The following is a 22,141-nucleotide window of genomic DNA, read 5'->3' on the forward strand; positions in this document are numbered from 1 at the left end:
GACTGATGTCATCCCAGTGCTTTATTGCACGTCCCCCGCGGCTGTCCCCCCAGTACGCGGCATCCCCGCCGGTCAGGCGGCGAAGGAGATGGTTCACGTGTCCGCTACGCCCGTGCTGGCGTTGCGCGGAGTCTCCAAGCGATTCGGTGCGGTTCAGGCCCTCACCGATGTCGAGTTGGAGGTCCACGCCGGAGAGGTTGTCGCCCTGGTGGGCGACAACGGAGCCGGTAAGTCCACACTGGTCAAGACGATCGCCGGTGTGCACCCCATCGACGAAGGCGTCATCGAATGGGAGGGCAAGGCGGTCAGCATCAACCGGCCGCAGGACGCCCAGAGCCTCGGCATCGCCACCACGTACCAGGACCTCGCGCTCTGCGACAACCTCGACGTGGTCGGCAACCTCTATCTCGGACGGGAGATCCTCCGGGTCGGAGTGCTCGACGAGGTCACGATGGAAAGGCGTGCGCGCGAGCTGCTCAACACGCTGTCCATCCGGATCCCCAGCGTGCGGATCCCGATCGCCAGCCTCTCCGGCGGTCAGCGGCAGGTCGTGGCCATCGCCCGCGCCCTGATCGGCGAGCCCAAGGTCGTCATCCTCGACGAGCCCACCGCCGCCCTCGGCGTCGAGCAGACCGCCCAGGTCCTCGACCTGGTCGAGCGGCTGCGCGAGCGCGGCCTCGGCGTGATTCTGATCAGCCACAACATGGCTGACGTGACGGCGGTCGCGGACACCGTCCACGTGCTGCGCCTGGGCAGGAACAACGGGTCCTTCCCGGTCAAGGGCACCACGAACGAGCAGATCATCGCGGCCATCACCGGAGCCACGGACAACGCCGTGACCCGCCGTCAGTCGCGCAATGTGGAGGCGGCGAAGTGAGCGACAAGACCACCCTGTCGAAGGCCGACGAGGAGCCGCCGGCCGCTCCGGTCGACGAAATGGCGCCGGCCGCGGTCGAGGTCATCGACCCCCGGCTGCTGGTCCGCCAAGAGGGCTTCAAGGGCTACATCACCGAGTTCAAGCGCAAGCTCAAGGGCGGTGAACTGGGCTCGCTGCCCGTCATCGTCGGCCTGATCATCATCTGGACCGTGTTCCAGCTGAAGGACAGCCTGTTCCTCAGCTCGACCAACATGGTCAACATCAGCTACTTCCTGGCCGCCACCGGCATGATCGCGGTCGGCCTGGTCTTCGTGCTGCTGCTCGGTGAGATCGACCTGTCGGTCGCCTCCGTCAGCGGTCTGTCGGCCGCGATCTTCGCGATCTTCTCCACCACGCACGGCATGAACATGTGGCTGGCGATGATCCTCACGGTCCTCACCGGCATCGGCATCGGCGCGATCCACGGCTTCTTCTTCGCCAAGATCGGCGTCCCCGCCTTCGTGGTCACCCTCGCGGGCAACCTCGGCTGGAACGGCCTGATGCTGTGGCTGCTCGGCTCCACCGGCTCGCTGTCCATCCAGGACAAGGGCCCGATGCACATCCTGGGCCAGCGCTCCTTCTTCATGGACCAGGACATCGCCGGCGCCTACATCCTGGCGACCGTCGGTGTCGTCGCGCTGCTCGCCGGTTCGCTGATCGAGCAGACCCGCCGCCGCAAGGCGGGCGTCCCGTTCCGCCCCACCAGCGAGATCGCGCTGCGCACCGTCGCCCTGGCCGTCGTGGCCTACGTGGCCGCGTACGTGCTCAACAAGTCCGCCGGTGTGCCGAACGCCCTGGTGATCTTCCTGGTCGCCCTGGTGATCTGCGACTTCGTCCTGCGCCGCACGCCCTTCGGCCGCAAGGTCTTCGCGGTCGGCGGCAGCATCGAGGCCGCCCGCCGCGCCGGTATCAACGTGGCGCTGATCCGGATCGCGGTCTTCGCGATCTCCGGCGGCTTCGCCGCCATCGGCGGTCTCTTCCTGGCCGCCCAGACCTACACCGCGACGCTCGCCGCCGGTACCGGCAACCTGCTGATGCTGGCGATCGCCGCCGCGGTCATCGGCGGCACCAGCCTCTTCGGCGGTCGCGGCAACGTCTGGTCGGCGCTGCTCGGCATGCTGGTCATCCAGTCCATCCAGACCGGACTCGACCTGCTCAACATGAACACCTCGATCCAGTACATGATCACCGGCGCCGTTCTGCTCGCCGCCGTCGTCATCGACTCGGTCTCGCGCCGTACGCAGAAGACCTCCGGCCGCGCGTAGCGGCACCGCGTACGACGGCGGCGCGCGTAACGGCTCGTAACAACGCGGGCGGACACGCGCGCCGCGGCAGCACCTCGAACCGCCGGGCGGACCTGGAAATCCAGGTCCGCCCGGCGGTTCGCCGTTGCCGTGCCGTGACATACATCGCACAGGGCGGCCGACAGCCTTGGAACCGGAAGATTAGACTCGTCGGATCGGCCGTATCGAAGCGATCCGGCCGTGTCGGCGTCCACGTCGGCAAAACCGTGGGACAGACCTTCGACAGGTGCCGACAGGTACCGACAGGCAGCAGAGGGAGGAACGGGTGGCAGTGCTGACCCGTATCAACGGACCGCGCGACCTCGACCGGCTCAGCCAGCAGCAGCTCGTGGAGCTGGCGGGGGAGATCCGTGCCTTCCTCGTCGACGCGGTGTCCAAGACCGGCGGGCACCTCGGCCCCAACCTCGGTGTGGTCGAGCTGACCATCGCCCTGCACCGCACCTTCCACTCGCCCGTCGACCGGATCCTCTTCGACACCGGCCACCAGGCGTACGTGCACAAACTGCTCACCGGACGCAAGGACTTCGCGAAGCTCAAGAGCAAGGGCGGCCTGTCCGGCTACCCGTCGCGCGCCGAGTCCGAGCACGACGTGATCGAGAACAGCCACGCCTCCACCGTCCTCGGCTGGGCCGACGGTCTCGCCAAGGCCAACGAGGTGCTGGGCCGCACCGACCACGTGGTCGCCGTGATCGGCGACGGCGCGCTCACCGGCGGCATGGCCTGGGAGGCGCTGAACAACATCGCCGCCGCCCAGGACCGCCCGCTGATCATCGTCGTCAACGACAACGAGCGGTCCTACGCGCCCACCATCGGCGGCCTCGCGGACCACCTGGCGACCCTGCGCACCACCGACGGCTACGAGCGCTTCCTGTCCCGTACCAAGGACCTCCTGGAGCGCACCCCGCTGATCGGCCAGCCGCTCTACGAGACGCTGCACGGCGCGAAGAAGGGCCTGAAGGACTTCATCGCCCCGCAGGGCATGTTCGAGGATCTCGGCCTGAAGTACGTCGGCCCGATCGACGGCCACGACGTGGAGGCGCTGGAGTCCGCGCTGCTGCGCGCCAAGCGGTTCGGCGGCCCGGTCATCGTGCACTGCATCACCGAGAAGGGCCGCGGCTACAAGCCCGCCGAGCAGGACGAGGCCGACCGCTTCCACGGCATCGGCCCGATCCACCCCGACACCGGTCTGCCGGTCGCCGCCGCGGGCGCCGACTGGACGTCCGTCTTCGGTGACGAGATGGTCGCGCTCGGCAAGGAGCGCGACGACATCGTCGCCATCACCGCCGCGATGCTCCAGCCGGTCGGCCTGGAGAAGTTCGCCAAGGCGTTCCCCGACCGCGTCTACGACGTCGGCATCGCGGAACAGCACGGCGCGACCTCGGCCGCGGGTCTGGCCACCGGCGGACTGCACCCGGTCTTCGCGGTCTACGCGACCTTCCTCAACCGCGCCTTCGACCAGGTCCTGATGGACGTGGCCCTGCACAAGTGCGGTGTCACCTTCGTCCTGGACCGGGCGGGCGTCACCGGCAGCGACGGCGCCTCGCACAACGGCATGTGGGACATGTCCATCCTCCAGGTCGTGCCGGGACTGCGGATCGCCGCCCCGCGCGACGCCGACCAGGTACGCGCCCAGCTCCGCGAGGCCGTCGCGGTGGACGACGCGCCGACCGTGGTGCGCTACTCCAAGGGCGCGGTCGGCCCGGCCGTCGCCGCCGTCGGCCGGATCGGCGGCATGGACGTGCTGCGCGAGCCGTCCGAGGGCGAGCGCCCCGACGTCCTGCTGGTCTCGGTCGGCGCCCTCGCGCCGATGTGCCTGGAGATCGCCGGGCTGCTGGACGCGCAGGGCATCACCACCACCGTGGTCGACCCGCGCTGGGTCAAGCCGGTGGACGAGGCGCTGCCCGGCCTTGCCGCCAAGCACCGCGTCGTGGTCACCGTCGAGGACAACGGGCGGGTGGGCGGCGTCGGTTCCGCCGTCGCGCAGGCGCTGCGCGACGCGGAGGTGGACGTGCCGCTGCGCGACTTCGGCATCCCGCAGCGCTTCCTCGACCACGGATCGCGCAAGGACGTGATGGCCGACATCGGGCTCACCGCGCCGGACATCGCCCGCCAGGTGACCGGCCTGGTCGCCACCATCGACGGCCGCTTCGCGGACGACGCGGACCACGCGCGCGAGATCGCCCGCGACTGATCCCACCGCCCGCCCGCCCCTCGCCGGGGACACGGCGGCGCACCCGTACGACGCGGGGGTCCACCCATACGGGTGGACCCCCTCTTCCATCGGCGTACGCGTAGGCGCGCCTATTCGGGTGAGACGGACCTCCGGAGTGCAGTAACGCAGTAGCGGCTGCCGACCGACGGAATCGACCGGCCGAACCGACCGGCCGCCGGACGATCTGGAGGTGTGACGGTGGACACCGACACGCGTGACGACACGGCCCCCCGACCCCGGGGGGTGTTCCGCACCAAGAGCATCGAACAGTCGATCGCGGACACCGAGGAGCCGGAACACGGCCTGCGCAAGGAGCTGTCCGCGCTCGACCTGATCGTCTACGGGGTCGGCGTCATCGTCGGCACCGGCATCTTCGTGGTCACCGGCTCGGTGGCCAAGGACTACGCGGGGCCCGCCGTCGCGCTCGCCTTCATCGTCTCCGCGATCGTCTGCGGGCTGGCCGGGCTCTGCTATGCCGAGTTCGCCTCGACCGTGCCGGTGGCCGGATCGGCGTACACCTTCAGCTACGCCTCCATCGGCGAACTGCCCGCCTGGATCATCGGCTGGGACCTGATCCTCGAACTGGCGCTGGGCGCGGGCGTGGTGGCGGGCGGCTGGTCAGGCTACATGGCCAATCTGCTGTCGCACTTCGGCATCGACATCCCCAAGGTCCTCACCCACGACGGCGGCGGCTTCGGCTTCGACCTGCTGGCCGCGGTGCTGGTGCTGGTGCTCACCGGCATCGTGATGGCCGGAATGAAGCTGTCCGCGCGGGTCACCACGCTGATCGTCGCCGTCAAGGTGACCGTGGTGCTGCTGGTGATCTTCGCCGGGCTCTTCTTCGTCACCGGCAGCAACTACCACCCGTTCCTCCCGGCGTCGAAGGCCAACACCGGCAGCGGCTCCGACCTGCACGCGCCGCTGGTGCAGATGATCTTCGGCTTCACCCCGTCCTCGTTCGGCGTGATGGGCATCTTCTCCGCCGCCGCCGTGGTCTTCTTCGCCTTCATCGGCTTCGACATCGTCGCCACCGCCGCCGAGGAGACCAAGAAGCCGCAGCGGGACATGCCGCGCGGCATCCTCGGCTCGCTGGTGATCTGCACCGTGCTGTACGTGGCGGTCTCGCTCGTCGTCACCGGCATGCAGAAGTACTCGGAGCTGGACACCACCGCGCCGCTGGCGTCCGCCTTCAAGTCGGTCGGCGCGCCCTTCTGGTCCGGCCTGATCAGCTTCGGCGCGGCCGTCGGCCTGACCTCCGTGGTGATGATCCTGCTGATGGGCCAGACCCGGGTGTTCTTCGCGATGAGCCGCGACGGGCTGCTGCCGCGCGCCTTCTCCCAGGTGCACCCGAAGTTCGGCACCCCCTACCGCACCACGGTGCTGCTCGGCGTGATCGTCGCGCTGATCGCCGGATTCTTCACCGTCGGCGAACTGGAGGAGATGGTCAACGTCGGGACGCTCTTCGCGTTCGTCGTCGTCGCCATCGGCGTCGTCGTGCTCCGCCGGACGCGCCCCGACCTGCCGCGCGCCTTCCGCGCCCCCTGGGTGCCCGTCCTGCCGGTGGCCTCGGTGTGCGCGTCCCTGTGGCTGATGCTCAACCTCAGCGTGGAGACCTGGCTCCGGTTCGCCGTATGGATGGTGATCGGCTTCGTCATCTACTTCGGCTACGGCCGCTCCCACAGCAGGCTGGGCCGCGGGCGCTAAGTGCAGCCGACGAGCGCGGTACTGCCGGCGCGGCCGGCCGTACCGGTGGCCGTACCCGCGGGTGCCCCCGGCCGCCGCGACCGGCGCTACTGGTCGCGGCTGGCCGCCCTGCTCGCGGCGCTCACCGTCCTGCTGCGCCTGCCGTCCTTCGCCCGCCCGGTGTGGAACCCCGACGAGGGCTATCTGGCCGTCCAGGCGCGGCTGCTGGCGCACGGCGGGGTGCTGTACGACACGGTGGTCGACCGCAAGCCGCCGCTGCTGCCGTGGCTGTACCAGGGGCTCTTCGCGGTCTTCGGCGACGGCTCGCTGTGGCCGCCGCGCACGGCCGCGCTGCTGGCGCACCTGGCGACCGCGCTGCTGCTGGCCGCGGTCGCCCGCCGCCGCTGGGGCGACCGGTCGGGGGCGGCGGCGGGCGCGGGATATCTGCTGCTGTCGGTCGGTCTCGCGCCCGAGGACACCCTGGCGGCCACCTTCGAGGTCTTCATACTCCCGTGGACCGCCGCCGCCGTCTGGTGCGCCGACCGGTCCCGCTGGGGACTGGCGGGCGTGGCCGTGGCGGGCGCGGCCCTGACCAAGCAGACCGGCGCGGTGATACTGCTCCCGGTGGCCTGGACGCTGTGGCGGGCGGCGCGGGCCGGACGCGCCCCGGCGCTCGCGGGCGCGCTGCGGCTCTGCCTCGGCTTCGCGCTGCCGGTCGGCGCGGTGGCCATGCTGACCGGACCCGGCCGCTTCCTGTTCTGGACGGTCACCGGCTCCGCCGAGTACGTCTCGCCGCGCGGCGCCTGGCTGACCGGGCTGAGCCGGGCGGCGGGCGGCGCCAGCGTCCTGGCGGTGGCCGCCGCCGGAATGCTGCTGGCCGCGGGCGCCGCCTGGGCGCTGCGCCGCCGCCCGGTCCCCGCCGACCTGTGGGTGTGGCTGGCCGCCTCCGGGGCCGCCGTGGTCTCCGGCTTCCAGTTCTACGGCCACTACTTCCTCCAGATGGTGCCCCCGCTGGTGCTGATCGGCGTGGCCGCCGTCCGCGCGCTGCCCCGGCTGCGCGCCGCCGTCACCTACTGGACGGTCCTGGCCTGCGCCGGATTCCTGGTCTGGGACCTGGCCGCGCCGAGCCGCGAGCTGGACCACGCGGTCGCCGTCGCCGCCGCGGTCCGCGCGCACACCGCGCCCGACGACCGCGTCCTGGTGTGGGGCATACACCCCGAGACGTACTGGTTCGCCGACCGGCGGCCCGCCAGCCGCTATCTGACCGCGGGCTTCCTCACCAACTTCAGCGGCGGGCGCGGCGGGGTCCGGGTGGGGGAGCGGTACGCGGTCCCCGGCGCCTGGCGTGCCTTCGGCGCGGAATTCTCCGCGCACCCGCCCGCGCTGGTGGTCGACGACTCCCGCGGCGACCCGTACGCGATCTCGCGCACGCCGACCCTGCGTGACCTGCTGGGTTCCGGCTACCGGCGGGTGGCGAGGGTCGACGGCGCGGTCGTCTGGGCGCGCGAGGCCGCAGGACCGGCCGGGCGCGGCGGCGCCCATGGGGGACCGGCTGGACGTGGCGCATGGGGGCGATGGTAAAAAGGCGCGAGAGCTGGTGCGGCAATATCGAGGTGGCGTTGTCATGACGGAGTCCAAGGGACCCGGGAACCAGGACCGTGCGAAGGACGGGGGGAGCAAGCCCAAGCGCAAGTCCCTCCTGGACCGGGTACGGCCCTACGCGGTCGGCACGACCGCGATCGTGGTGGTCTTCGGCGGGTCCGCGCTGATCGGCCAGCACGTACGCAGCACCAAGGACGACAAGGTGCGCGAGCCCTCGGGCGTCATCGCCGCGCCCATCGTGCCCACGGGCCCGGTGGACACCGCGTCGCCCAGCCCCAGCGCCGCCCCCACGGGCCCCAAGCTCGGCCTGCCGGTGCGGCCGTCCGTGCCGGTCACGGTCACGATCTTCGTGGACCTGCGCAGCCCCGACTCCAAGGCGTTCGCCGACGAGTACCAGGCCACGCTGACGCAGTTGCTGACGACCGGCCAGGCGGAGCTCCAGTACCGCCTGGTGACCGCCTCCGACCAGCAGTACGGCGGCGAGGGCTCCAAGACCGCGGCCAACGCGGCGGCGTGCGCGCAGGACCAGAGCCGCTTCACGCAGTTCATGAAGGAGGTCTGGAAGCACCAGCCGGACCCGAAGAGCGACACGCTGACCCACCTGAACTTCCTGAAGGAACTGGCCGTCAAGGCCGGGAAGATCAAGCTCAGCACCTTCGAGCCGTGCCTGGAGCAGGGCGACCACAACGGCTGGGTGCAGCAGTCGCAGAACGACTTCGCGAAGTCCGACCTCGGCTCGATCCCGGTGGTGGAGATCAACGGCACGCCGGTCAAGGACGTGCACTCCACGCTGACCCCGCAGAAGCTGCGCAAGATGGTGCTCGCCGAGGCCAAGCGCGTGATCGCGGTGCAGGCCACGCCGTCGGACACGCCCGCGCTGCTGGGCTGACGGACTGTCGGATTTCTCCGGCCGCTCCGTCTTCCGCACCGCGGTAGCTCCGCTGTCCCGCCGCTCCCCGCGGTCGGGTGTTTCGTGCCTTTGAATCATCGGTATGTCAGATTTCGTCAACTTTTAGGCGAAATCGGGTACTAAAGGCATGTGACACCCGATCACGGAGGAGTGGTGCGCATGTCCATACCGGTGTTCGATGACGTCGAACCGCTGCCCGCCTGCGGTTGCGAGGAGTGCGCCCGACGGCGCCTCACCGACTCGATGGCGCGCGACACCGGTGGACCGGCCACCGGCGCGACGACCCGTGTGGTGGTCGTGGCCGCCGCCGCGGGCACCGCGCTGGGCAGCGCCGCCGGAGCGGTCGCCGCCGTGCCCGTGCCGTCGGAGGCCACCGCCTTCACCACGGGCCACGCCGCGCTCGCCGCCGCCCCCGCCACGGTCCCGGCCGCCACCCCCCTGCGGCTCACCCGCGACCAGATCATCCAGCGCGCCCGCACCTGGGCGGACGCCAAGGTGCCGTACAGCATGACCGCGTACTGGAAGGACGGGTACCGGCAGGACTGCTCCGGCTTCGTCTCCATGGCCTGGGGTCTGGGCAGCAGCGCCTGGACCGGCAGTCTGGCCGGCTACGGCGTCCGGATCACCAAGGACGAGCTGATGCCCGGTGACATCCTGCTCTTCCACAACGCCGCCGACCCCGAACACGGGTCGCACACGGTCATCTTCGACGGCTGGGTGGACGACGCGCACACCGCGTACACCGGCTACGAGCAGACGGTCCCGGCCACCCGGGTCCAGACCACGCCGTACGCATACTGGTCCAATTCCGGGAAATACATTCCCTACCGGTACAAGTATCTGGCGGGTGGCAGCAGTTCGGGATCGGGGTCCGGTGGGTCGTCGTCGGGTTCCACGGCCTTCCCCGGCACGTCCGCCTTCGGCCCCGGCGCCGACAACGCCAACGTCACCCGGCTCGGCACCATGCTGGTCGGCCGCGGCGCCAGCTCGTACTACAAGGTCGGTCCCGGACCGAAGTGGAGTGAGTCCGACCGCGGCGCGACCAGTGCCTTCCAGCGCGCCCAGGGCTGGTCGGGCAGCGACGCGGACGGGCTGCCCGGCCCCACGACCTGGTCGTACCTCGTCCAGGACAAGGGCCGCGACATCTCCGGCGCCCCGCGGGCCTCCGGCGGCACCCCCGCCAAGGCCCCGGCCTACCCCGGCGCGGGCGCCTTCCGGCCCGGCCAGACCAACGACTCGGTACTCGCCCTCGGCAAACGGCTCGTCGCCAAGGGCTTCGGCAAGAACTACACGGTGGGCCCCAGCCGTACATGGGGCGAGGCAGACCGGCGCAATGTCGAGGCGTTCCAGCGGTCCCTGGGCTGGACCGGGCGCGACGCGGACGGCTACCCCGGCCCCGAGACCTGGAGACGACTGTTCACGTGACGACATCTTCCACCGCCGCCGGGACGGGGCTGCCGGAGCAGACCCGCCCGGCCGCCCACAGCGGCGGCACCGAAGTCCACCCCGCCCCCGCCGCCCCGCCGGAGCTCGTCGAACGGCCGGGGCCCTGCCTGCCCGGCTGGACCGCGACCGCCGTCGTGCTCGCCGCGACCGTCGGCGTCTGCTGGCTGCTGTGGCGCGCGGGCGTCCTGCCCGCCGACGTGGCCGGCCGCCCCCTGCTGCCGCCCCCGCCCGGCGGCGGCTCCGCCAGCGGCCTGTGGAGCGGCGTCCTGCTGCTCGCCGCGGTCGCCGCCTTCGCCGCGGGCGGCCTCACCAGAGGCCGCAACGGCAGCGTCTGGGTGCTCACCCGGCACGGCTCCTACCGCGGCACGGTCCGCCGCACCGGCCTGCTCTGGATCAGCCCGCTGCTCACCCGCCGCAGGCTCGACGTGTCCCTGCGGCACTGGCGCAGCCGCCCGATCGACGCGGTCGACGCCAACGGCACCCCGCTCCAGCTCAGCGTCCTGCTGGTGTGGCGGGTCAGGGACACCGCCAAGGCGGCCTTCGCCGTCGACGACCACAACCTCTTCCTGCGCGAGCAGGTCGAGGCCGCCGTCGCGCTGGCCGTCTCCCGGCACCCGGCCGACGACTTCCGGGGCGCCGCGCCCACCCTGCGCGACAGCGAACGGCTCGGCGACCACCTCACCAAGCTGATCGCCGCCGACCAGCGCCCGGTCGGCATCGAGGTCTTCTCGGCCACCCCGGTCCGCCTCGACTACGCCCCCGAGGTCGCCGCGGCCATGCGGCGCGCCCAGATCGCCGCGCTGGACGCCAAACACCGCAGAGCCGTACTCGACGACGTCCTGGCCACCGTCGCCGAGACCGTCCGCGGCATCACCGAGCGCGGCCTCGTCCAGCTCGACGACTACGAACGCAAGGCGCTGGTACGGGACCTGACGGTGGCGCTGTGCACGACCGTGCCGAAGAAGTGAGCCGCGCCGGGACCCGCGTGAGCTGAGCCGGAACGGCGAAGCGCCGGACGGCCCCCTGACATCGGGGCCGTCCGGCGCTTCGCCGCGTCCGTCCTAGGCGGGGACGCTCGCCACGCCAGGCGCCAGGAACGGCTTGCCGTTCACCCGCTGGGACACGCCCTCGCGGTCCAGGTACGGGGTGACGCCGCCCAGGTGGAAGGGCCAGCCCGCGCCGGTGATCAGGCACAGGTCGATGTCCTGCGCCTCGGCCACCACGCCCTCGTCCAGCATCAGGCCGATCTCCTGCGCGACGGCGTCCAGCACCCGGTCGCGCACCTGCGCCTCGGTGAGCACCGAGTCGCCCTGCTTGAGCAGCGCGGCGACCTCGGGGTCCAGCTCCGGCACGCCGGAGTCGTAGACGTAGAAGCCGCGCTTGCCCGCCTTGACCACGGCCGCCAGATTCTCCGAGACGGTGAAGCGGTCGGGGAAGGCGCCGTGCAGCGTCTCGGAGACGTGCAGACCGATGGCCGGGCCGACCAGTTCGAGCAGCACCAGCGGCGACATCGGCAGGCCGAGCGGCTCGACGGCCTTCTCCGCGACGGCGACCGGCGTGCCCTCGTCGATGACGTTCTGGATCTCGCCCATGAAGCGGGTCAGGATGCGGTTGACGACGAACGCCGGGGCGTCCTTGACCAGCACCGCGGTCTTCTTCAGCTTCTTCGCCACGCCGAAGGCGGTGGCCAGCGACGCGTCGTCGGTCCGCTCGGCGCGGACGATCTCCAGCAGCGGCAGCACCGCGACCGGGTTGAAGAAGTGGAAGCCGACGACCCGCTCCGGGTGCTCCAGCTTCGAGGCCATCTCGGAGACCGACAGCGAGGAGGTGTTGGTGGCCAGGATCGCGTCCGGGCGCACCACCGCCTCCAGCTCCGCGAAGACCTGCTGCTTGACGCCCATCTCCTCGAAGACGGCCTCGATGACGAAGTCCGCGTCGCCGAAGGCGGTCGCCTTGTCCAGGTGACCGGAGACCAGCGCCTTGAGGCGGTTGGCCTTGTCCTGGCCGACGCGGCCCTTGGCGAGCAGCTTGTCGATCTCGCCGTGGACGTAACCCACGCCCTTGTCGATCCGCGCCTGGTCGATGTCGGTCAGCACGACCGGCACCTCCAGGCGGCGGGCGAAGAGCAGCGCGAGCTGCGAGGCCATCAGGCCCGCGCCGACCACGCCGACCTTGGACACCGGGCGGGCCAGCGACTTGTCGGGCGCGCCCGCCGGGCGCTTGCCGCGCTTCTGCACCAGGTTGAAGGCGTAGATGCCGCTGCGCAGTTCGCCGCCCATGATGAGGTCGGCCAGCGCCGCGTCCTCGGCGTCGAAGCCCTGCCGCAGATCGCCGTTCTTCGCCGCGGCGATGATGTCCAGCGCGCGGTACGCGGCAGGGGCCGCCCCGTGCACCTTGCTGTCCGCGACGGCCCGGCCGCGGGCCACGGCCTGGTCCCACGCCTCGCCGCGGTCCACCTCGGCCCGGTCCACCTCCAGCTCGCCCTTGAGGACGGCCGCGGTCCAGGCCAGCGACTGCTCCAGGAAGTCCGCCGCCTCGAACAGCGCGTCGGCGATGCCCAGTTCGTACACCTGGGCGCCCTTGAGCTGACGGTTCTGGTTGAGCGAGTTCTCGATGATGACGGTGACCGCGCGGTCCGCGCCGATCAGGTTCGGCAGCAGTACGCAGCCGCCCCAGCCGGGCACCAGGCCGAGAAAGACCTCGGGGAGCGAGAAGGCGGGCAGCGAGGCCGACACCGTGCGGTAGGTGCAGTGCAGACCGACCTCGACACCGCCGCCCATGGCCGCGCCGTTGTAGTACGCGAAGGTCGGCACGGCCAGGGACTGGAGCCGCTTGAAGACCTCGTGACCGCTCCTGCCGATGGTCAGCGCCTCGTCGCGCGTCCTGAGCACCTCGACGCCCTTGAGGTCGGCGCCGACCGCGAAGATGAACGGCTTGCCGGTGATGCCGACGCCGGTGATCGCGCCCTCCGCCGCCTCCTTCTCCACCTGGTCGAGCGCCGCGTCCAGGGTGGCCAGCGACTGCGGGCCGAAGGTGGTCGGCTTGGTGTGGTCCAGGCCGTTGTCCAGCGTGATCAGCGCGAAACGGCCCGCGCCCGGCAGCTCCAGGTGCCGCACCTGGGCCTGGGTGACGACCTCGCCGGGGAACCGCTCGGCCGCCCCCTTCAACAGCTCGGTGGTGCTGCTCACTTGGTGCCTCCGTCGAAGTGGGGGTTCTCCCAGATGACCGTGCCGCCCATGCCGAAGCCGACGCACATGGTGGTGATGCCGTAGCGCACGTGCGGCTGCTCCTCGAACTGCCGGGCGAGCTGCGTCATCAGCCGCACACCGGAGGAGGCCAGCGGGTGGCCGTAGGCGATGGCGCCGCCGTACTGGTTGACCCGCGGGTCGTCGTCGGCGATGCCGTAGTGGTCGAGCAGCGAGAGCACCTGGACGGCGAACGCCTCGTTGATCTCGAACAGGCCGATGTCGCCGATCGACAGACCGGCCTTGGCCAGCGCCTTCTCGGTCGCCGGGATCGGGCCGATGCCCATCACCTCGGGCTCGACGCCCGCGAAGGCGTACGAGACCAGGCGCATCCGTACCGGCAGGTCCAGCTCCCTGGCGACGTCCTCCGCGGCGAGCAGCGAGGCGGTGGCGCCGTCGTTGAGACCGGCCGCGTTGCCCGCGGTGACCCGGCCGTGCGGGCGGAAGGGGGTCTTCAGACCCGCGAGCTGCTCCAGCGTGGTGCCCGGCCGCATCGGCTCGTCCGCCGTCGCCAGGCCCCAGCCGGTCTCCCCGGCCTCGGGGGTGGTGCGGCGGATCGCGATCGGCACCAGGTCCTGCTGGATCCGGCCGTTGGCGTACGCCTTCGCGGCCTTCTCCTGGCTGCGGACGGCGAATTCGTCGGCGCGCGCCTTGGTGAGCTGCGGGAAGCGGTCGTGCAGATTCTCGGCGGTCATGCCCATGAACATCGCCGACTCGTCGACGAGCTTCTCCGAGACGAACCGCGGGTTGGGGTCGACGCCCTCGCCCATCGGGTGCCGTCCCATGTGCTCGACGCCGCCGGCCACCACGACGTCGTACGCGCCGAAGGCGATGCCGCCGGCCGTGGTCGTCACGGCGGTCATCGCGCCCGCGCACATCCGGTCGACGGAGAAACCGGGCACGGTGGTCGGCAGCCCGGCGAGGATGCCCGCCGTCCGGCCCAGGGTGAGGCCCTGGTCGCCGATCTGCGTGGTCGCGGCGACCGCGACCTCGTCGATCCGCGCCGGGTCCAGATCCGGGTTGCGCCGCAGCAGCTCCCGGATGCACTTGATCACCAGGTCGTCGGCCCGGGTCTCGTGATACATGCCCTTCGGGCCCGCTTTGCCGAACGGGGTGCGGACGCCGTCAACGAATACGACGTCCCTTCCGGTACGAGGCACGGTGGGTCTCCCTCTTCGACGATGTGGAACGCGGCGCTGAAGCACGCTTCCTACGGCTCGCCTCACATGCTACTCGTCGGTAACTCATGTGCACAGCTTCCCTCGCGGAAGCGGCGCAGCTCACATCGCACGGATGTTACCGAAGGTTACCCCTGTGGGGGAGAGCCTGAGGGAGCGCCGCGGGCGGGTCGGCCGTTCGACACGGAACCACCGGCGGCGGACCACCGACGCAGGACCACGGACGGGGAACCGCCGACTGCGGACGGGCCACCGGCCCCGGCGGGCTATTCGCCCGGGGGCGGGTCCGCCGGGCGGGCGGTCAGCGCGACCGTCAGCAGCGGGGTGGTCAGCTCGACCTGCCACGGGCGGGCGCCCATCTCCGCGAGCTGGGCGGCCACGACCTCCTCGCTCGCGTTCGCCGGAGGCGCCCAGCACAGCCGACGCACCGTGTCCGGGGTGATCAGATTCTCCTGGGGGAGATTCAGCTCCTCGGCCAGCGCGCTCACCGCGGCGCGCGCCGCGGAGAGCCGGGCGGCGGCGACCGGGTCCTTGTCCGCCCAGGCGCGCGGCGGCGGGGGGCCGGTGTACGCGGCGGCGGGCTGCGGCAGCTCCCGCTCGGGCAGCGCGCGCGCCCGGTCGATCGCGGACTGCCACTGGTCGAGCTGGCGGCGGCCCATCCGGTGCCCGAAACCGGGCAGGGCGGCCAGCGCGTGCGCGTTCGGCGGGCTCTCCAGCGCCGCCGTCACGATCGCGGCGTCGCTGAGCACCCGGCCGGGGGAGACGTCCCGCTCACGGGCGGTACGGTCGCGCGCCAGCCACAGCTCGCGCACCACGGCGATCTGCCGACGCCGCCGCACCTTGTGCATGCCCGAGGTCCTGCGCCAGGGGTCGACGCGCGGCGCGGCCGGCGGGGCGGCGGCGATGGCCGCGAATTCCTGGAGCGCCCACTCCAGCTTCCCCTGGGTGCGCAGCTCCTCCTCCAGCGCGTCGCGCAGATCCACCAGCAGCTCGACGTCGAGCGCGGCGTACCGCAGCCACGGGTCGGGCAGCGGGCGGGTGGACCAGTCCACCGCCGAGTGGCCCTTCTCCAGTGCGAAGCCCAGTACGTTCTCCACCATCGCGCCGAGGCCGACCCGGGCGAACCCGGCCAGCCGCCCGGCCAGTTCTGTGTCGAACAGCGAGGTGGGGTGCATGCCGATCTCGGACAGGCACGGCAGATCCTGGGTGGCGGCGTGCAGCACCCACTCGGTGCCGGTCAGGGCGTCGCCCAGGGTGGACAGGTCGGGGCATCCCGTGGGGTCGATCAGCGCGGTCCCTGCTCCGGCGCGGCGCAACTGGACCAGATAGGCCCGCTGCCCGTAGCGGTAGCCGGAGGCGCGCTCGGCATCGACGGCGACCGGACCGGAACCCGCGGCGAAAGCCGCGACGACATCTGCGAGAGCCTCCGGGCTGGCGGTCACCGGCGGGATTCCCTCGCGCGGGTCCAGCAGCGGGACCGGCGCCGGGCCTGCTTGGGTTGCGGTCTCTCTGGCGTCGGTCACTTGTTAAGGGTAGCCGGGTACGGCGTGTCAGGTGGAGATCCAACGGACAGGGCGTACGGTACGTCGCCGCCGGGTCCCTGAGCGCCGGGGCCGCGGCACCGCCACGACGGCCGACGCGCGCGCGTATACGGCGGGCGTACGCGCGGACACGGGCGCGCGTATACGAAACGACCCCCGGCGGAACGTTCCGCCGGGGGGTCGCTCACGGCCGGGGCCTCAGTGGATGATTCCGGTGCGCAGGGCCACCGCGACCATGCCGGCGCGGTCCCCGGTGCCCAGCTTCCTGGCGATCCGGGCGAGGTGGCTCTTGACGGTCAGCGCCGAAAGGCCCATGGAGACGCCGATCGCCTTGTTCGACTGGCCTTCCGCGACCAGCCGCAGGACCTCGACCTCGCGGCCGGACAGCTCGCGGTAGCCGCTGGGGTGGCCGGGGGCGCCCGGCGGGCGGCGCTGCATACGGGCCGCGGTGGCGCCCAGCGGAGCCAGTCCCGGCCGGGTGGCGAGACCGCCGGGGCTGTTGCGGGTGCCGGTCACGACATAGCCCTTCACCCCCCCGGCAAGCGCGTTGCGCACGGCGCCGATGTCGTCGGCGGCGGAGAGTGCGAGGCCGTTGGGCCAGCCTGCCGCGCGGGTCTCGGCGAGCAGGGTGAGGCCGGAGCCGTCGGGGAGATGGACATCGGCGACGCAGATGTCGCGGGGGTTACCGACCCGGGGACGGGCCTCGGCGATGGACGAGGCCTCGATCACGTCGCGAACCCCGAGAGCCCACAGGTGTCGGGTGACAGTGGAGCGGACGCGGGGGTCGGCTACGACGACCATGGCCGTCGGCTTGCTGGGGCGGTAGGCGACCAGGCTCGTGGGCTGCTCGAGAAGAACGGACACCGGGCCTCCTGTGGCAAAGGGGACTGAAACGGTCACAATCTCCTTCGGCAGCAATTGCTCCGGCCTTTAGGGAAAGATCACGATTTATTGAGGATCATTTCCGGCAATTCGGACGAGAAATCGAACATGCGAGAAGTGAGTGCGCCGCGCGATACGCCGGGGAGTGCGCGGGGGCGCGCCATCGGGGGCGCGTGACGTCACCGCAGGCCGGGGCGGTACGCCGGGCTACGGAAGCGGTCTGACGGACTCAGGTACGGCGCTTCGGCATCGGCACCACGCCGCTGCCCCCGCGCACCAACGGCTCCGGGCCCTCCGACGGCGGCAGACCCGCGCACGCGCACAGCAGATCGCACCAGGCCGCCAGGTGCGCCGCCACCTCGGGTGCGCCCCCCGCCCGCTCCCTCGGCGTCCAGGACGCCCGGATCTCGATCTGCGTGTCGTCCACCCGGTCCGCCAGTGCGCCGAAGTAGTGCGACGACGCCCGCGAGACCGTACCGCTCGGGTCGTTGTACGCCGCCCCGCGCGCCGCCAGCGCCCCGGTCAGCCAGGACCAGCTCACCTCGGGCAACAGCGGATCCCCCGCCATCTCCGGCTCCAACTCGGCCCGCACCAACGTCACCAGGCGGAACGCGCCGTGCCACGCCTCGTGCCCGTCCGGCTCGTGCAGCAGCACCAACCGCCCGTCGGCCAGCTCCTCGCCGTCCGCCAGCACCGTCGCCTCCAGCGCGTACGCGTACGACGCCAGCCGCTTCGGCGCGGCCGTCTCCTCGATCCTGACCTCCGGCCTCACCCGCACCGAGCGCAGGGTGTCCACCGAGCGCCGAAAGGGGAGGGGGACGTCGTCACTGCCGTCGCCGAGGTGCCCGTGAACCGCTGCCATGCCCGGAAGACTAAGCCGCCGATGCCCTCCGGGCTCGGAACAACACCCTTATTGCCCTTCGGGGCGCCTTCCCGCTCCCCGCGAGGAGCACCCTTGCGCCTGCCGCGCGCCCCCAACCCCCCGACTGCGCGGCGGGGTTCGCCGCTGGGGTGGCTGTGGGGGGTGAACGTCAAGGGGGGCGCTCTTGTGTCGGCTCAGCGTCACGGCGGACCGTGCGTGGGAGCCGTCTTTTCTATGCTCACCGCGATTCCCTTTTTTTGCCGCCCTCTCGCCTCCGGCGGCTTAAATCCGGTGTCGACGGTCGATCGTGCTCGCTCCCTCGTTCCTCGGTCGCTGTGCGCGTTCTCCCTTTCAACACCGGCGCCGCCTTTGGCTCGCTGGCTACCGGCGAACCCACCTCGCGCAGCGGTGCCGTAGGGGCGCAGCCCCTCGCGCAAACGCACCCCACCGGCGAACCCACCTGCGCAGCGGTGCCGTAGGGGCGCAGCCCCTCGCGTAGACGCACCCTGGGGGCGAACCCCAGCGCCCGGATGTGTGCTCGGGGCGCAGCCCCCTTGGTGGGGGTGGTGGGGGAGACGTGGGAGGATTCTCGGCGTGAGTGCGCACCAGCAGACCGCTGCTTCCCCGTTCATCCGCGCCTGTCGGCGCGAGCCCGTGCCGCATACGCCGGTGTGGTTCATGCGGCAGGCCGGGCGTTCGCTGCCCGAGTACCTGAAGATTCGCGAGGGCGTCGCGATGCTGGACTCGTGCACGCGGCCCGACCTCATCGCCGAGATCACGATGCAGCCGGTGCGGCGGCACAAGGTCGACGCGGCGGTCTACTTCAGCGACATCGTGGTGCCGCTCAAGGCGATCGGGATCGACCTCGACATCAAGCCCGGCGTGGGCCCGGTGGTGGCGGACCCGATCCGTACACGGGAGGACCTGAAGCGGCTGCGGGCGCTGGAGCCCGAGGACGTCGGTTACGTCACCGAGGCGATCGGCCTGCTGACGGCCGAACTCGGCGAGACGCCACTGATCGGATTCGCGGGCGCGCCCTTCACGCTGGCCAGCTACCTCGTGGAAGGCGGCCCGTCGCGCAACCACGAGCGGACCAAGGCGCTGATGTACGGCGACCCCGAGCTGTGGCGTGACCTGCTGGACCTGCTCGCCGACATCACCGTGGGCTTCCTGAAGGTGCAGATCGAGGCGGGCGCGAGCGCCGTCCAGGTCTTCGACTCGTGGGTGGGGGCGCTCGCGCCCGTCGACTACCGGCGCTACGCGATGCCCGCGTCGGTGAAGGTCTTCGACGCGGTCGAGGACTACGGCGTCCCGCGCATTCACTTCGGCGTCGGCACCGGCGAACTGCTCGGTCTGATGGGCGAGGCGGGCGCGGACGTCGTCGGCGTCGACTGGCGGGTGCCGCTGGACGAGGCGGGCCGTCGGGTCGGTCCCGGCAAGGCGCTCCAGGGCAACCTCGACCCGTCGGTGCTCTTCGCCCCGACGGCGGCCGTCGAGGCGAAGGCCCGGGAGGTGCTGGACGCGGCCCCGGCCACCGGCCATGTGTTCAACCTCGGCCACGGTGTCCTGCCCAGCACCGACCCGGACGCTCTCACCCGTCTCGTCGACTTCGTGCACACCTCGACCGAGGTGTGACGGCTCAGTCCGTCGGCGGCTCCTCCGCACGCTCCGGCGCGTCCGTACCCGCCGGAGCCGTGGAGGGCGTGCGCTGCGGGTGGATCGGCGCGTGCGAGGACGGGCTCCAGGGGCGCGGCGCCATCGTCGGCGGCTCCTGCCGGGGCCAGCGGCGGCGCACCAGCCGGTAGCCGATGAAGCCGGCCAGCGCGACCACCAGGAACGGCAGCACCGCCGACAGGACGACCAGCACACCGCGGATCGTCACGTAGAAGGCGTGCCAGCCGCCGCCCAGCGCGTGGCCGACCTGCGTCCAGAAACCGTCCTCGTGCTTCGGCTTCGGCTTCGCCGCGACGTGCTTCACCGGCGGCTCGACCAGCCGCAGCGTCACCGTGGCCAGATCCGTCCGCTCCCGCAGTGCCGCCTGCTGTGCCTGGAGGGACTCCAAGTCGGCCTCGCGGGTGCTCAGTTCGCGCTCCAGCGACACCACGTCGCTGAGCGAGCCCGCCTGGTCCATCAGCTTGCGCACCCGGGCCACACTGGCCTGCTGCGACTTGATCCGGCTCTGCACGTCGACCACCTGGCCGGTGACGTCCTCGACGCCGACCTTGCGCTCCATCAGCGTGCCGAGCCCGGCCAGCCGGGTCAGCAGACCGTCGTACGCCGCGGGCGGCACCCGGAGCTGGATCGTCGACTGCTCGTGGCCCCCGGCGTCGACCGAGGTGTCCTCGGTGCCCGCGTAACCGCCCGCGTCGGCGACCATCGCGCGGGCCTTGTCGAGCGCGTCGCCCACCTTCGGGGTGCGGACGGTCAGGTGGGCCGTACGGACGAGGTAGCTGGGCGCGGACGGCTTGCCGCTGTTGCCGGTGGTGGCGGCCTTGTCCGACGCGGAACCGGGCGTACCGGAAGGCGCGTTCCCGGCGTCCGTACCGCTGCCGCCGTTCTTCATCGAGTCGCTGCCGCTGTCGTCCTGGCCGCGGGCCGCCGGGGCGGCGGCCTTGTCGGAAGCGCCGCGGCTTTCGCTGCTGCACCCGGCGACCGCGAGCGAGGCGGCCAGCAGCAGCACGGCAGGGACGGCGGCCAGCCGCCGCCGTCCGCGCCGGCCGGCGTGGTGCGCGTGTCCGGTGCGCGGCGCTCCGGGTCTGTGTGTCCTCACGTCAATTCCCCCCAGGTGCGGGCCTCGTGAGGCCCGCCTAGTGACCTGTAGTGACAGTTGGACGTGGACGGTCCGCGCCGGGTTGCGGTTCCGCGGTAGCGATGGGATCACGTTCGGAACTCGGAACGGAGTCTGAGACAGTGGACGCATGAGCCAGACGCACAACGGCACGGGCGCTCCTGAACACGCGATCGTCATCGGCGGCGGAATCTCCGGACTCGCCGCGGCGCACCGGCTGGCGGGCGCGGGCGTCCGCGTCACGCTGCTGGAGGCGTCGTCGCGGCTGGGCGGCAAGCTGTACGCCGACGAGATCGCCGGGGTGCCGGTCGACCTCGGCGCCGAGTCGATGCTGGCCCGCCGCCCCGAGGCGATCGCCCTGGCCCGCGAGGTCGGGCTCGGCGACGACCTGGAGCCGCCCGCGGTGCTCGGCGCCGCGCTGTGGACGCGCGGCAAGCTGCGGCCCATGCCCAAGGGACACGTCATGGGCGTGCCCGGCGACCTCGGTCCGCTCGCCTCGTCCGGTGTGCTGTCCGCCGCCGGTCTCGCCAGGCTCCCGCTGGACCACGTACTGCCGCGCACCGAACTCGGCGACGATGTCGCGGTAGGCGCCTTCGTCGCCGCCCGGCTCGGCCACGAGGTCGTGGACCGGCTCGTCGAACCACTGCTCGGCGGCGTCTACGCGGGCAACGCCTACGAGATCTCGCTGCGCGCCGCGGTGCCGCAGCTCTTCGAGGCCATGCGCACCGGGCGCTCCCTGATCGAGGCGGCCCGCGACATCCAGCGCCGGGCCGCGGCCAGGGCGGGCGGCGCGGGACCGGTCTTCAACGGCATTCGCGGCGGTGTCGGACGGCTGCCGCTCGCGGTCGCCGAGGCGTGCCGCGCCGCGGGCGTCACCATCGAGACCGACGCGCCCGTACGCGAGTTGCGGCGCACCCCGCACGGCTGGCAGGTCGGCCTCGACGGCCGCGCGCTGGAGGCCGACGCCGTGGTGCTCGCCGTGCCCGCGCCGACCGCGGCCCGGCTGCTCGCCGCCGAGTCGCCCGCCGCCGCGGCCGAACTGGACACCGTCGAATACGCGGGCATGGCGCTGGTCACCATGGCCTTCCGCCGCCGTGAGATGACACGGCTGCCCAACAGCAGCGGCTTCCTCGTCCCGCCGGTCGACGGCCGCACCATCAAGGCGTCCACCTTCTCCAGCCGTAAATGGGGCTGGCTCGGCGAGGCAGGCGGCGACACCGTCGTCCTGCGCACCTCCATCGGCCGCCACGGCGACGAGGCGGACCTCGCCTGGGACGACACCGACCTCGTCCGCCTCTCCCGCGACGACCTGGAGGCCGCCGTGGGCCTGCGCGCCGCCCCGATCGCGGCCCGCGTCACCCGCTGGACCGCGGGTCTGCCCCAGTACCCGGTCGGCCACCTCGCCCGCGTCGCCCGCGTCCGCGAACACCTCACCAAGCTCCCCGCCCTGGCCGCCTGCGGCGCCGCGTACGACGGCGTCGGCATCCCCGCCTGCATCGCCGGCGCCCACCGCGCCGCGGCCGAGCTGCTGCCGCGGGGCTGAACGGCTCCGCGCCGGGCGGCCCCGCGGGG

At 72.1% G+C, this 22,141-nt stretch carries 16 protein-coding genes; 10 read left to right on the forward strand and 6 right to left on the reverse strand.

Translation table 11 applies throughout. The features are described from left to right. Nucleotides 1-88: 88 nt before the first annotated feature. The 8 genes from ACIP4Z_RS26505 to ACIP4Z_RS26540 all read left to right on the forward strand — a co-directional run bounded on the left by ACIP4Z_RS26505 (nt 89) and on the right by ACIP4Z_RS26540 (nt 11,041). The gene (locus ACIP4Z_RS26505) at nt 89-877 is read left to right on the forward strand and encodes an ATP-binding cassette domain-containing protein (RefSeq protein ID WP_188282659.1); all 789 of its coding nucleotides are present in this window, start codon (nt 89-91) and stop codon (nt 875-877) included. Next, nucleotides 874-2,181: an ABC transporter permease subunit gene (locus tag ACIP4Z_RS26510; RefSeq protein WP_355338636.1), complete on the forward strand. Its 1,308-nt coding sequence runs from the start codon at nt 874-876 to the stop codon at nt 2,179-2,181. The genes ACIP4Z_RS26505 and ACIP4Z_RS26510 overlap by 4 nt, the downstream gene beginning before the upstream one ends. A 304-nt stretch (nt 2,182-2,485) precedes the next feature. Then, the gene (gene dxs / locus ACIP4Z_RS26515) at nt 2,486-4,411 is read left to right on the forward strand and encodes a 1-deoxy-D-xylulose-5-phosphate synthase (protein WP_355338639.1); all 1,926 of its coding nucleotides are present in this window, start codon (nt 2,486-2,488) and stop codon (nt 4,409-4,411) included. 219 nt (nt 4,412-4,630) lie between these two features. Beyond that, nucleotides 4,631-6,136 (forward strand): amino acid permease, encoded by a 1,506-nt coding sequence (locus tag ACIP4Z_RS26520; protein WP_401312146.1) that lies wholly within the window; start codon nt 4,631-4,633, stop codon nt 6,134-6,136. Nucleotides 6,137-6,181: 45 nt separating this feature from the next. Further along, nucleotides 6,182-7,696 carry a glycosyltransferase gene (locus ACIP4Z_RS26525; protein WP_401312148.1) on the forward strand — a complete coding sequence of 505 codons (1,515 nt, stop codon included), beginning with the start codon at nt 6,182-6,184 and terminating at the stop codon, nt 7,694-7,696. A gap of 43 nt (nt 7,697-7,739) precedes the next feature. Then, on the forward strand, nt 7,740-8,606 hold the full coding sequence (locus tag ACIP4Z_RS26530) for a thioredoxin domain-containing protein (RefSeq protein ID WP_391048769.1): 867 nt from the start codon (nt 7,740-7,742) through the stop codon (nt 8,604-8,606). 180 nt (nt 8,607-8,786) lie between these two features. Then, nucleotides 8,787-10,052, forward strand: a complete 1,266-nt coding sequence (locus ACIP4Z_RS26535; protein ID WP_401312151.1) for a peptidoglycan-binding protein — start codon at nt 8,787-8,789, stop codon at nt 10,050-10,052. After that, nucleotides 10,049-11,041, forward strand: coding sequence for an SPFH domain-containing protein (locus tag ACIP4Z_RS26540; protein ID WP_355338651.1), 993 nt, complete (start codon nt 10,049-10,051; stop codon nt 11,039-11,041). The genes ACIP4Z_RS26535 and ACIP4Z_RS26540 overlap by 4 nt, the downstream gene beginning before the upstream one ends. A 93-nt stretch (nt 11,042-11,134) precedes the next feature. On the opposite strand, the gene ACIP4Z_RS26545 is transcribed toward ACIP4Z_RS26540, so the two are convergent. The 5 genes from ACIP4Z_RS26545 to ACIP4Z_RS26565 form a co-directional block, all read right to left on the reverse strand. Beyond that, a complete protein-coding gene (locus ACIP4Z_RS26545) occupies nt 11,135-13,261 on the reverse strand; it encodes a 3-hydroxyacyl-CoA dehydrogenase NAD-binding domain-containing protein (protein WP_401312154.1) in 2,127 nt (708 codons plus the stop codon). After that, nucleotides 13,258-14,478, reverse strand: coding sequence for an acetyl-CoA C-acyltransferase (locus tag ACIP4Z_RS26550; RefSeq protein WP_355338657.1), 1,221 nt, complete (start codon nt 14,476-14,478; stop codon nt 13,258-13,260). Before ACIP4Z_RS26550 ends, ACIP4Z_RS26545 begins: the two co-directional genes overlap by 4 nt. Before the next feature lie 284 nt (nt 14,479-14,762). After that, entirely contained in the window at nt 14,763-16,019 is a 1,257-nt protein-coding gene (locus tag ACIP4Z_RS26555; protein WP_391163883.1) for an HRDC domain-containing protein, read from the reverse strand. A gap of 216 nt (nt 16,020-16,235) precedes the next feature. Beyond that, on the reverse strand, nt 16,236-16,901 hold the full coding sequence (locus ACIP4Z_RS26560) for a LuxR C-terminal-related transcriptional regulator (protein WP_188280408.1): 666 nt from the start codon (nt 16,899-16,901) through the stop codon (nt 16,236-16,238). Between the two features lie 247 nt (nt 16,902-17,148). Further along, entirely contained in the window at nt 17,149-17,781 is a 633-nt protein-coding gene (locus tag ACIP4Z_RS26565) for a DUF3000 domain-containing protein (RefSeq protein ID WP_188280407.1), read from the reverse strand. A 594-nt stretch (nt 17,782-18,375) separates the two neighbouring features. On the opposite strand from ACIP4Z_RS26565, the gene hemE reads away from it, so the two are divergent. Further along, a complete protein-coding gene (hemE, locus tag ACIP4Z_RS26570) occupies nt 18,376-19,416 on the forward strand; it encodes a uroporphyrinogen decarboxylase (RefSeq protein WP_391048758.1) in 1,041 nt (346 codons plus the stop codon). Nucleotides 19,417-19,420: 4 nt separating this feature from the next. Here the strand turns inward: hemE and ACIP4Z_RS26575 are convergent, their stop codons facing one another. After that, complete coding sequence (locus tag ACIP4Z_RS26575; RefSeq protein ID WP_401312161.1) at nt 19,421-20,551, reverse strand: DUF4349 domain-containing protein; 1,131 nt, start codon at nt 20,549-20,551, stop codon at nt 19,421-19,423. Between the two features lie 148 nt (nt 20,552-20,699). Between ACIP4Z_RS26575 and hemG the strand changes: the two genes are divergently transcribed. Beyond that, nucleotides 20,700-22,112: a protoporphyrinogen oxidase gene (hemG, locus tag ACIP4Z_RS26580; protein ID WP_401312164.1), complete on the forward strand. Its 1,413-nt coding sequence runs from the start codon at nt 20,700-20,702 to the stop codon at nt 22,110-22,112. Nucleotides 22,113-22,141: the final 29 nt, after the last annotated feature.

Origin of the sequence: Streptomyces sp. NPDC088910 (genome assembly GCF_044749865.1) — a bacterium.
Classification (GTDB): Bacteria; Actinomycetota; Actinomycetes; order Streptomycetales; family Streptomycetaceae; genus Actinacidiphila.